The organism is Sunxiuqinia sp. sy24 (genome assembly GCF_052677165.1).
In genome coordinates this window covers 178,802-189,009 of sequence record NZ_JBQYLH010000008.1, presented here as the reverse complement: position 1 = coordinate 189,009, position 10,208 = coordinate 178,802, and the positions used below count along the sequence as shown (strand labels likewise).

Here is a 10,208-nt window from a genome sequence, read left to right as displayed (position 1 = left end):
CTTCTCGTAATCAAACTTTTCTTTTCCCATATCATGTAAATTTTAAAACATTCATTTTTGTTTACATGACACAGTTAATTGAACACTCTCTTCATTTCGAGTATCAAAACCCCTTGGTAAGCTCATCAACTTTGTTGGTTGGCATGTCAACTTCTTCGGTTGGGTCATCTACCCCTCTGGTAAACACATTTACTTCTCTGGTAGACTCATTTACCTCTCTGGTAGCCTCATTTACCAACTAAAGTTGTCTGAAAAGGAGGTTTTTGACTCAAAAAGAGTAAAAAAGATGTTTCACAGGTCATTTTGGGGGTCTCCCCCCTTCAATTGGGTTTCTACACCATCAAAATCGCTTTCTACAATCCCTAAATGACAGGCTATCAATACAGCTACACCGCCATAACATATGTTCGATAACAGACTAAGGGTCTGCATCATGCCTTTTATTTTTAAGTGAAGAACCGTAATTCGTATCATAATTATCAGCCTGATTAAACACTTAAAACGTACAACTATGACCACCAAATTTGATTTTAGCTTTGGCACACTGACACAACGTGCCGACCGCATTGACAGCTTGCTGCAACGCGATGCCGCCGAATTTGCCGCACTGGGCTACGAGGATAGCTACCGTACCGACCTAAAATCAAATGTAGACGTCTTTCGCCAGTTACCATCCGACGACTACTGGCTGGGGCAGCAAATGCTGAAAACCGAGGCCAAAAAGAAAACCCAGTAAAGCCTGACCGACCAGCTCATTAACCTCCGTTTCCGGGCCAAACTGGCTTTGGGCGAGCAGTCGGTGGAGTACCGGGCGCTGCGCTTTGGCGAAATCCAGACCATGAAGGAGCAAGATCTGATTATTTTTGCCAACCATGTGAGTACCACTTGCCGCCAGATGCTGAATAAATTGGCCCGGCCAAACATTACCGAAGACATGCTTAATACTCTGGATACGACCACCCAGCAGCTAGACGATGCCATTGATGAGCAAAAGAAAATGATTTCGACCCGGGAAGCCAAGACGTTTGAGCGCGAAGAGAAAGCCAATGCCATTTACGTGCAGATTGCCGAGATTTGCGAGGTTGGCAAAAAGATTTGGGAAGAAAAGAACGAGGCTTATTACAACGATTACGTGATCTACGGATCGAAGGAAGCCATTGAAGAAGATGAAGAAATGGAAGCGGAAAAATCCATCCAGCAGTAACCCATTCTGTATCAGTGAGGGTCTAAAAAGTAGCCTTCTTCGTCCTTGCGAAGAAGCAAAGAAGCAATCTTTTGAATAACAGATTGCTTCTTTGCTTTTGCCATGACGGTTTTATAGGCTAAAGGGCCTTTGGAGACAGCTTCTTTTTTAGGCCCGTTGGTACTCGCCTTACTTTTAAGCTTGTCCGGATAATCGTTTTTTATATATTTGGCGAACATAAAAAGCAGGTTTCTGTTATTAGAGACAAAAAGCGGTTGCATGAAAAAACTGGTATCCATCGTATTCTCCATCTTCTATTTGACGCTAACCATTGGGTTGGCAGTCAATGTGCATTATTGCCAGGGAGAACTGGAATCAGTTGATTTATATGCCGTGAACGATTCGTGCTGTTGTGGCGATACCAGCCCCGACCAATCGTGTTGCCAAAACGAGGCCCGGTTTTTTAAGCTCGACCATGAGCCCAGGCTTGTTACCAGCCCGCGCCTCGAGGTAGAGTCTCTGGTAATCGACCTGTTGCCTGTGGAGCAGACAGATCAGGCATTGCTGGCAACACCAGCCAGCTTCCATAGTCGTCCACTCAAGCCCACTCCCCCTTTGGAGCAACCAGCCTGGCTGCTCTTTTGCTCACTCATTTACTACGGGTAATTCGAAATTGAACCATTAAGCGCACTGTCGTCCGGAAGGACCGACAGCCGATTCAATTAATCGTATTACAAACAACCTTGGCATAGGAAATCCATTCGTTTGGTGCATCTTCAGATAAGCGTTTGAAGTTACCAGGCAGTAAAGCACTGGCTTTTAAACTTACAACACCTCCTGTTGAAGACACCCAGGCATCTGAGAAACTTATGGGGTATGCTTTGGTTCAATTTCAAACAAATGAAACAGATTATAAAAACATCATTATTCCTTGTCGCTGTTCTTTTTACCCTGACCTTATCCGCTAACGAAACAGCCAAAAAAAAAGTAACCACCCTGGAGTTTAAGGTGTCCGGCGTATGTCAAATGTGCGAAACCCGCATTGAAGAAGCCGCCTTAATCAAAGGGGTAAAGCTAGCCCAGTGGGACAAGAAAAAGCAAAAAATAAAAATCATTTATCGTCCGGATAAAACTGATGAGTTAAGCATTCACAAAGCCATTGCCAAAGCGGGACACGACACCCCGAAGGTAAAGGCAACGGACGAAGCTTACCAAAAGCTGCATGAGTGCTGCAAATATCGCGAAGGACAACAGATTCACTAACAGAGAAGGATATGAAGCAGCAAAAATGGTTAATTTTTCTGCTACTCTGGGCTCCTTACTGGGGATGGGCACAAGCGGCTCCCAACCAGGTAAGCGGACAGGTAGTGGAAAACAGTGAAGACGGAGAAAAAGAGCCGCTTGTTGGTGTTAATGTATATTGGGCCGGAACCACCCTGGGCACCAGTTCGAATGAACACGGACGTTTTCAGCTCGAACGCAGCCGGCAAACCGACCAACTGGTGTTTAGCTATGTGGGTTACCAAAACGATACCCTGACCATCGTGCCGGGAGAAGAACCGCTTGTCGTTCTGAGCGCCTCGGTGGAGCTGGCCGGCGTGGATGTGGTGAAACGCCAAAAGACCACCACGGTTTCCATGCTCAGCTCCCTTAAAGTAGAACAGGTTGGCGAAAAAGAATTGCTGAAAGCAGCTTGCTGCAACCTCAGCGAGAGCTTTGAAACCAGCCCAAGCATTGATGTTTCGTTTACCGATGCGATAACCGGCACCCGCCAAATTCAAATGTTGGGCCTGGCAGGCCCTTACGTGCAAATGACCCGCGAGAACATCCCCGATATGCGGGGTTTATCATCCTTGTATGGCTTGCAGTTCATTCCGGGAACCTGGATTGAAAGCATTCAGCTGAACAAGGGAACCGGCTCGGTGGTGAATGGTTATGAAAGCATTGCCGGACAAATTAACGTAGAATTGCGCAAGCCGGAGGAAGCAGAACGTCTGTACCTAAACTTGTTTGCCAACACCGAAAGCCGGCTAGAAGCCAACCTGAACCTGGCACACCGGTTTAAAAACGAGAAATGGTCAACGGCCTTGCTCTTGCATGGCAAAGACAACTCCAGCAAGCTGGATCATAACCACGATGGTTTTTTGGATATGCCCATTGGGGACACCTATACCCTTTTGAACCGATGGAAATACGCTGGTGATGACGGATTGCGGTTTCAGGCCGGGGTGAAAGGAACCACGATGAACAACCAGGGCGGTCAGATGGAATTTCGTCCGGAAGATGCCCTGACCACCAACGCCTGGGGCATGGACCTGAAAATCCGGCGCCTGGAAGGCTGGACAAAACTGGGAAAGGTTTTTGAGGACTATCCCTGGCGATCAGTGGGTTTGCAGCTGGCCGGAAGCACGCACAAGCAAGACAGCTACTTTGGCTTAAACAGCTATGATGCCAGACAGCAGTCGGGCTATGCCAACTTCGTGTATCAAAGCATCCTGGGAAACACCAGGCATGAGTTTAAAACCGGCCTTTCCTTTCAGTACGATCACTTTGATGAGCAGCTGAATGATACCACCTTCAATCGCGAAGAAGCGGTGCCCGGAGCTTATTTTGAATACAGCTACCTCCCCTCGGAGCAAATTACGGTGGTGGCCGGACTTCGGGCCGATTACCACAACTTGTTCGGGGCTTTTGTCACCCCTCGCCTGCACATACGCTATGCTCCGTTTGAGCAAACGGTTATTCGGTTGGCCGCAGGGCGCGGGCAACGCACCGCAAGCATCCTGGCTGAAAACACCGGGATTTTAGCCAGCTCGCGCCAGTTGGTTTTTCAGGGGCAAAACAATGGAAATCCTTATGGTTTTGGCCCGGAGGTAGCCTGGAACCTGGGGCTTAATCTCACCCAAAAGTTTCTGCTGGATTACCGCGAAGGCAGCGTCAGCTTTGACTTTTACCGGACTGACTTTAGCAATCAAGTTATTCTTGACCTGGAACAAAGTCCGCAGCAAGCCTTGTTTTACGAGCTGAATGGCGATTCCTACTCCAGTAGTTTTCAGGCACAACTGGACTATGAAGTGCTCACGCGGCTGGATGCACGGCTGGCTTACCGTTGGTACGATGTGAAAACCACTTATGGTGATCAGTTGCTTCAGAAACCCTTGCAGGCCACACACCGGGCTTTTCTGAATTTTGGCTATGAAACCCGTAAGCACTGGAAGCTGGACTACACGCTGAATTGGCAAGGGGAAAAGCGGATTCCCTACACCGGATCCAATCCTGAGAACTATCGATTGGCTAGCTATTCGCCGGATTTTTTCCTGATGAATGCTCAAATAAGCAAAACATGGAATGAGCGGTTAGAGATTTATGTTGGCATGGAAAACCTGGGGGGCTACAAACAGTCCAATCCGATTCTGGCAAGCGATCAACCGTTTAGTCCGTACTTTGACAGCTCACTGGTATGGGGGCCAATATTTGGCCGAAAAACCTATTTTGGTTTGCGATTCAAACTACTCTAAATGCCAGAGGGAGCCGGTCTTTTGAAGCTGGCTCCTTTTGCTTCCTCTGCCTCCTCTTAAGAAGATGAAGAAACTCAAACCGAGGAATCAATTCCATAACGACCACTTGGTAATACATGGTAAGAATCAGGAATGCCGTCATCCACATGATTCCCATTAAATTATTCCCATTTTCCCTTCAAGCTTCTTTCAAGGCCGGTCAGCCAACCATGTCTTCCACCATAGCCGCCAGTCTGCAGTAGTCATCAATTTGAAGATCAGCCAGGCTTTGATCCTGTCCGTTCGAAGACTCACTTCGATAAGCAATGCAGCTCATATTGGCTGCCTTAGCTGCTTTTATCCCGTTAGTCGAATCTTCAATAACCAGACAGGCGTCAGGATCAACCCGAAGCAAACTGGCTGCGTGCAGAAAAACATCGGGTGCCGGCTTGCTCTTCCCAACCAGCTCGCTACTCACCACTTGCTTAAAATATCTTTTCAAGCCGCTTTTCTCCATAATAACCTCAATCACGGCAGCACTGGAGGACGAAGCGACAGCCACGGGCACCTGCTTTTCCTGTAATTTCACCAGTACGGAAAGGAGTCCGGGAAATGGCGGTATTTCCTTTAGCTGCGAAAAATAGTCGCGGCTTTCGGCATAAGTAGCCTCCACAATTTTATCAAGCGACAACTTCAATCCTTTATTCCTGATGATTGTAGCCCACATCACATCCATTGCCGTGCCCATATAGTTAACGTGTTCCTCGGGGCTAATGGCAAGCTCGAACCGATCGAACAGTTGCCGTTCAATGCGTACATGATGGGCCTCGCTATCGACCAACACCCCGTCCATATCAAAAATAACAGCCTTAATTCCTTTCATCGTATTCTCTTTGTTTGCTGATCATCGTCCATTGGCTCTTTTCAACACCAACCAAATTCATCGCACGTCCGGCCCATGATCTCGTTGAAACATAAAGAAAGTAAAGATTTCTCAGCTTTGCCAACTGGGTATTTATATAGCGTTGCAGTTTATTGATTATTATTAAAAATGGACAATAAAGCCGTTTTCGCTCCGAATTAACCAATCTAAAAACACAGAATTCGGATCATACTTAGGTGAAGGCCAAAGAAATACCGCGTAAAAACTGTTAATAACCTCACTGATATTCAGCAATAAAACACCTTGCAAGTCGCATCTGTCAGACAGTCTGGGACTTACCAACAATTGTTAATATCTTCGGTTAATACATGGTTGATTTAAATCGCTCAATATTATTGACTTATAGTTGACTTTAACTGTACATTTGATAGTATCAGGTGAGCGATAAAAGACTGCTCCGGAGATGTGGAGGCGACAAAAGCTCTTAGCTGAGTCAGCGTCAAATCATCCAAGTCCTCGGGTTTGCGCATCAAAAGAGCCGAAGTTTTAGCAACCAAAGACCAGTTCTTTACATGCTTGATTAAGACGAAAAACGATTGCTTCAGCATTTCCAAGTCGTTTTATGATTGAAGGCTGTTTTCTGAAAGGAATTCGTTCCCTAAAGAAAGCAGGCGATGGTGGAACTCCGGTTCCGAAACCATTACCAAATGAGCGAAGGATGATCGTAAGACCAAAATTCCTCAGGAGCCATCAAAAACTTCGTCCGGAAAAACAAGCTTCGGCTTTGTTGAACGGACAGCCGGAAAGCATGCTGTAACAGGCATCGCCGAAAGGCCAGGGGCTGAAAACCAGAATCCTCGATTCAAGGATCAGCCGGTCAAAATAACAGTAGCCTGACATGAACGATGATTTCGATCGTCAAGTAGTGAATGGGAGCTATTCATACCGAGTGGTTCCCATTGTTGTTGTTAGTCCCTAGTGGAAATCAGCAACTTATCCGCGGAAACTAAGCTCTTCAAGGGATTCACTTTTCAACAGGATAATATCCTTATCTTTTAAATCAATCAACCCGTCCTTTTGAAAGCTCTTCAGCAATTTAACGGTGCTTTCCATCGAAATGCCGGCAAAGTCTGCCAGATCTTTTCGCGAAAGCAACTGAAAGATTTCAGGATTCAGCGCTTTAAAGCCATTCAGATACAACAAAGCTTCGGCTAATCGGCCGTTCATTTGTTTGTAAAGAATATTCTGAATGGTCGCATACATACCCGATGCTTGCTCACAAAACCGTTGAATAAAACTGGAAGCGAAAAGCCCGTTCTGACGAACAACTTTCGCGATGGCCTCCTTTTCAACCAAAAAGGCCATGCAATCGGTTAAAGCAACCGTGGAATAATCAAACGTATTTTTCACAAAAGCGGAAGAAAGGCCAACAAATTCGCCTTTCTGAATGATTTTTAGGTTATACACTTTGTTGTGATCTCCCTCCAGGTATTGCCGGGCCAGTCCATCGGCCACAAATAACACATAGGAAGCAAAGGCACCCTGTTTAGTCAGGTTATCGCCTTTTCGAAAATGAACCTGCGTTTTGCTCGAACGCACCAACTCGACCTCATTGGGCTCAAGTACCTGAAAACAAGGTGCATTGATATCGCAAATAAAATCATCATCCGTAGCTGAAATCGTCTTCATGAATCGGTCATTGTTTTGAATCTGTGAAGTTAGGAATAAATCAATAAAAAAGTTGACGCATTTCAATTCGAAAGTTGGAAAGCCATTGAACGAAATCCTTTCGGGATCGCAGGATTCAAAATACTTTTGCCTTCATCATTTTAAAACAGAAAAAATGCTCAAAATAATTCTCGTCATTCTTGTACTCGTCTTTATCGCTTTTTTTATTCTGGCAAAAATAGCTCGGGCTAAGATGAAAAATACGCCCATGGTTGAAGATCATCAAAACATCGTAACGCTGACCGACAAGAACTTTCAGCAAAAAACAAAAGATAAACTGGTACTGGTTGACTTTTGGGCCAGCTGGTGTGGCCCCTGCCGCATGATAGCCCCCATTCTAAATGAGGTGTCAGGCGAGTTAAATGGCAATTCGTACGTGGGGAAGGTAGATATTGAACAGTACCAGGCTTTGGCTCAAAAATTTAAGGTTCGAAGCATCCCTACCCTGATTCTTTTCGAGAATGGCAAAGAAATCAATCGTTTTGTCGGCCTTAAAAGCAAAGATTTTTTAGTAAAACAGATGGCAAAGGCTAGCTAACCAGCAGTCATTTACCCTTAGTGAAAATATTAATTACCCAATAGGAAATGGAAAAAATTGTAATTATAGGAGGAGTTGCGGCCGGCGCAACGGCTGCAGCTAAAGCACGACGAATATCTCCAACAGCTCAAATCATTATGCTTGAAGCAGGACCAGACATTTCGTTTGCCAACTGCGGCTTGCCTTACTACATTGGCGGTGATATCAAAAGCCGCTCGAAACTGATTTTACAGAGTCCCGAAAGCTTCAAGGAACAGTATGATGTAGATGTTTATACTAACACCCGAGTGATCGCCATCGACCGGATGGCTCATCGGGTAAAAACCACCAACAGCCTTTCCGGAGAGGAACTGCATTTTGAATATAGCAAGCTGATTCTGGCCCAAGGGGGGAAACCCATTAACCCGACGCTTCCAGGCGCGGATCTGGATCATGTTTTTACCCTTTGGACACTTGATGACATGGATAAAATCTCGGAACATCTGGAAAAGAAAAATCCGAAGAACGCTGTTGTTGTTGGCGGAGGATTTATTGGCTTGGAAATGGTAGAAGCACTTGCCAAACGAGGCCTAAATGTAAATGTAGTGGAAATGATGCCGCACGTGATGGGGCTTATGGAAGCAGAAACCGCCGGATTTATTGAGAATGAGCTGTTGGCTTACGGCGTAGGTATTCATACCAATGCCGGCGTAACAGAGATTCGTTCCAATTCGGTGAAACTGAATAACGGAAAAACGCTCAAAGCCGACATGGTTTTGTTGTCTATTGGTGTGCGGCCTACCCTGCAACTGGCAAAAGATGCCAGGCTGCAACTGGGCGAAGCCGGCGGCTTATTGGTTAACGCACAATTGCAGACCTCCGATCCGGACATTTATGCCGCTGGCGACATGGTGGAAATTGAGCACCGTGTAAGTGGTCAGAAAGTACGCATACCGCTAGCTGGGCCGGCTAACCGTCAGGGACGCATTGCTGCTGAAAATGCCCTTGGAGGACAGCACAGCTACAAAGGAGCTATTGGCACTTCGGTGGTGCGAGTTTTTGACGCAGTAGCCGGAACAACAGGCTTATCGCTCAAGCAGGCGCGTGCTGCCGGCATTGATGCCGATGCGGTGGTGGTTCACAAAGAGCATCACACGTCGTATTACCCGGGAGCGGAAACCGTAACTAGTTTGTTGGTTTATGACCGAAATACAGGGGTTGTTTTAGGTGGGCAAACAGCGGGTTATAAAGGAGCTGACAAACGCCTGGATGTTATTGCCACCGCCACAGCTGCCAAGCTAAGCATCAGCGACCTGGCCGATATTGACTTTGCTTACTCGCCCCCCATCGGTACTGCCAACGATGCGATCAACATGGCTGCGTACACCGCTGAAAACCGGAAATCAGGCTTCAGCCCTTCTGTTTCGGCTTCGGAGTTGGATGAATTTCTTGCCGACAAAAGTCCGGTCATCATTGATGTACGTGATATTTTTGCGTTTGAGAAGAGTCATATCGAAGGAGCCATCCATATTCCATTGGAATTGCTAACCCAAAAGCTCGACACAATTCCTACTAACCGGGGCATTCTGGTTTATGATGAAACCGGCAAGAAGGGACACCAGGCACTGCGAACACTAATAGGCGCTAGATTTACTGAGGTAACGAACCTGTCAGGCGGACATACGTCACTACAGCGACAGGCCAGAACCATCGGCTTTACATCCATAGCCATCAACCTGCTGCCAGTTGAAACGAAATCGCTGAAAGAAGAAATCATCGAGACAGAAGAACAAAAAGCAGCTCCGATAATGAATGATCATTCGCCGGTTGTGATTGATGTCCGAACCCCGGAAGAGTTTAAAGACGGAGCTTATCCCGATGCCATCAACATTCCGATGGACGAGCTGATGTATCGTTTTGAAGAACTGGGGAACAACGCTTCGCGCGAAATAGTGGTTTACTGTGCCACGGGGGCTCGTTCGGCCTACGCCCAACGCGTGTTGATGCAAATTGGGTACAATAATGTAAAAAATGGTGGTGGGCTGGCAGCTATGATGGCCAACCGAAACCCCGAATCCATCTCTACATCAACATCCAACGAGCCGTTGGTGGTTGATGTGCGTACACCGGAGGAATTTCAAGGCGGCGCTTATCCCGATGCCATCAACATTCCGCTGGATGAATTGTCAGCGCGTATCGACGAACTAGGCAGCAAATCACGGGAGATCACCCTGTATTGTGCCTCGGGAGCGCGCTCCGGTTACGGGCAACGCATGCTACAACAAATGGGGTTCACTCAAGTTAGCAATGGCGGTGGAATCATGCACATGATGATGCGTCGATAAAATTTCTGAAAAATAAAATGGGAGCTTTTCAACTTGAATGGCTCCCATTTTTTAT

14 protein-coding genes are annotated in these 10,208 nt (G+C 46.5%); 9 read left to right on the top strand and 5 right to left on the bottom strand.

The features are described 5' to 3' along the window. A partial coding sequence (locus tag ACUNWA_RS09295; protein WP_445591624.1) for a hypothetical protein occupies positions 1-242 on the top strand: 242 nt, incomplete at its 5' end. Between the two features lie 49 nt (positions 243-291). Here the strand turns inward: ACUNWA_RS09295 and ACUNWA_RS09290 are convergent. After that, positions 292-435, bottom strand: a complete 144-nt coding sequence (locus ACUNWA_RS09290) for a hypothetical protein (protein ID WP_445591623.1) — start codon at positions 433-435, stop codon at positions 292-294. A 76-nt stretch (positions 436-511) separates the two neighbouring features. Between ACUNWA_RS09290 and ACUNWA_RS09285 the strand changes: the two genes are divergently transcribed. Together ACUNWA_RS09285 and ACUNWA_RS09280 are read left to right on the top strand one after the other, a co-directional pair. Next, complete coding sequence (locus tag ACUNWA_RS09285) at positions 512-736, top strand: hypothetical protein (protein ID WP_445591622.1); 225 nt, start codon at positions 512-514, stop codon at positions 734-736. Between the two features lie 48 nt (positions 737-784). Then, positions 785-1,204, top strand: a complete 420-nt coding sequence (locus tag ACUNWA_RS09280; RefSeq protein WP_445591621.1) for a hypothetical protein — start codon at positions 785-787, stop codon at positions 1,202-1,204. 11 nt (positions 1,205-1,215) lie between these two features. On the opposite strand, the gene ACUNWA_RS09275 is transcribed toward ACUNWA_RS09280, so the two are convergent. Then, positions 1,216-1,422, bottom strand: coding sequence for a hypothetical protein (locus tag ACUNWA_RS09275; protein WP_445591620.1), 207 nt, complete (start codon positions 1,420-1,422; stop codon positions 1,216-1,218). A 40-nt stretch (positions 1,423-1,462) separates the two neighbouring features. On the opposite strand from ACUNWA_RS09275, the gene ACUNWA_RS09270 reads away from it, so the two are divergent. The 3 genes from ACUNWA_RS09270 (at position 1,463) to ACUNWA_RS09260 (ending at position 4,701) form a co-directional block, all read left to right on the top strand. After that, positions 1,463-1,849 (top strand): HYC_CC_PP family protein, encoded by a 387-nt coding sequence (locus ACUNWA_RS09270; protein ID WP_445591619.1) that lies wholly within the window; start codon positions 1,463-1,465, stop codon positions 1,847-1,849. A 234-nt stretch (positions 1,850-2,083) separates the two neighbouring features. After that, positions 2,084-2,446: a heavy-metal-associated domain-containing protein gene (locus tag ACUNWA_RS09265; RefSeq protein ID WP_445591618.1), complete on the top strand. Its 363-nt coding sequence runs from the start codon at positions 2,084-2,086 to the stop codon at positions 2,444-2,446. Positions 2,447-2,457: 11 nt separating this feature from the next. After that, on the top strand, positions 2,458-4,701 hold the full coding sequence (locus tag ACUNWA_RS09260) for a TonB-dependent receptor (protein ID WP_445591617.1): 2,244 nt from the start codon (positions 2,458-2,460) through the stop codon (positions 4,699-4,701). A gap of 199 nt (positions 4,702-4,900) precedes the next feature. On the opposite strand, the gene ACUNWA_RS09255 is transcribed toward ACUNWA_RS09260, so the two are convergent. Both ACUNWA_RS09255 and ACUNWA_RS09250 read right to left on the bottom strand, forming a co-directional pair. Further along, entirely contained in the window at positions 4,901-5,563 is a 663-nt protein-coding gene (locus ACUNWA_RS09255) for an HAD family hydrolase (protein WP_445591616.1), read from the bottom strand. A 392-nt stretch (positions 5,564-5,955) separates the two neighbouring features. Beyond that, a complete protein-coding gene (locus tag ACUNWA_RS09250) occupies positions 5,956-6,171 on the bottom strand; it encodes a hypothetical protein (RefSeq protein WP_445591615.1) in 216 nt (71 codons plus the stop codon). Positions 6,172-6,185: 14 nt separating this feature from the next. On the opposite strand from ACUNWA_RS09250, the gene ACUNWA_RS09245 reads away from it, so the two are divergent. Further along, positions 6,186-6,380: a hypothetical protein gene (locus ACUNWA_RS09245; RefSeq protein ID WP_445591614.1), complete on the top strand. Its 195-nt coding sequence runs from the start codon at positions 6,186-6,188 to the stop codon at positions 6,378-6,380. A 176-nt stretch (positions 6,381-6,556) separates the two neighbouring features. Here ACUNWA_RS09245 and ACUNWA_RS09240 read toward each other — a convergent pair whose 3' ends face one another. Beyond that, the gene (locus tag ACUNWA_RS09240) at positions 6,557-7,252 is read right to left on the bottom strand and encodes a Crp/Fnr family transcriptional regulator (protein ID WP_445591613.1); all 696 of its coding nucleotides are present in this window, start codon (positions 7,250-7,252) and stop codon (positions 6,557-6,559) included. A gap of 154 nt (positions 7,253-7,406) precedes the next feature. Between ACUNWA_RS09240 and trxA the strand changes: the two genes are divergently transcribed. Beyond that, on the top strand, positions 7,407-7,829 hold the full coding sequence (gene trxA, locus ACUNWA_RS09235) for a thioredoxin (protein WP_445591612.1): 423 nt from the start codon (positions 7,407-7,409) through the stop codon (positions 7,827-7,829). Positions 7,830-7,876: 47 nt separating this feature from the next. Further along, the gene (locus ACUNWA_RS09230) at positions 7,877-10,153 is read left to right on the top strand and encodes an FAD-dependent oxidoreductase (RefSeq protein ID WP_445591611.1); all 2,277 of its coding nucleotides are present in this window, start codon (positions 7,877-7,879) and stop codon (positions 10,151-10,153) included. Positions 10,154-10,208 lie beyond the last annotated feature (55 nt).

What these genes read in the sequence shown, in the direction of transcription:
- ACUNWA_RS09240 (WP_445591613.1), bottom strand. Translation starts at nt 7,252, where the DNA reads ATGAAGACGATTTCAGCTACGGATGATGATTTTATTTGCGATATCAAT.
- trxA (WP_445591612.1), top strand. Translation starts at nt 7,407, where the DNA reads ATGCTCAAAATAATTCTCGTCATTCTTGTACTCGTCTTTATCGCTTTT.
- ACUNWA_RS09270 (WP_445591619.1), top strand. Translation starts at nt 1,463, where the DNA reads ATGAAAAAACTGGTATCCATCGTATTCTCCATCTTCTATTTGACGCTA.
- ACUNWA_RS09260 (WP_445591617.1), top strand. Translation starts at nt 2,458, where the DNA reads ATGAAGCAGCAAAAATGGTTAATTTTTCTGCTACTCTGGGCTCCTTAC.
- ACUNWA_RS09265 (WP_445591618.1), top strand. Translation starts at nt 2,084, where the DNA reads ATGAAACAGATTATAAAAACATCATTATTCCTTGTCGCTGTTCTTTTT.
- ACUNWA_RS09250 (WP_445591615.1), bottom strand. Translation starts at nt 6,171, where the DNA reads ATGCTGAAGCAATCGTTTTTCGTCTTAATCAAGCATGTAAAGAACTGG.
- ACUNWA_RS09255 (WP_445591616.1), bottom strand. Translation starts at nt 5,563, where the DNA reads ATGAAAGGAATTAAGGCTGTTATTTTTGATATGGACGGGGTGTTGGTC.
- ACUNWA_RS09290 (WP_445591623.1), bottom strand. Translation starts at nt 435, where the DNA reads ATGATGCAGACCCTTAGTCTGTTATCGAACATATGTTATGGCGGTGTA.
- ACUNWA_RS09245 (WP_445591614.1), top strand. Translation starts at nt 6,186, where the DNA reads ATGATTGAAGGCTGTTTTCTGAAAGGAATTCGTTCCCTAAAGAAAGCA.
- ACUNWA_RS09275 (WP_445591620.1), bottom strand. Translation starts at nt 1,422, where the DNA reads ATGTTCGCCAAATATATAAAAAACGATTATCCGGACAAGCTTAAAAGT.
- ACUNWA_RS09285 (WP_445591622.1), top strand. Translation starts at nt 512, where the DNA reads ATGACCACCAAATTTGATTTTAGCTTTGGCACACTGACACAACGTGCC.
- ACUNWA_RS09230 (WP_445591611.1), top strand. Translation starts at nt 7,877, where the DNA reads ATGGAAAAAATTGTAATTATAGGAGGAGTTGCGGCCGGCGCAACGGCT.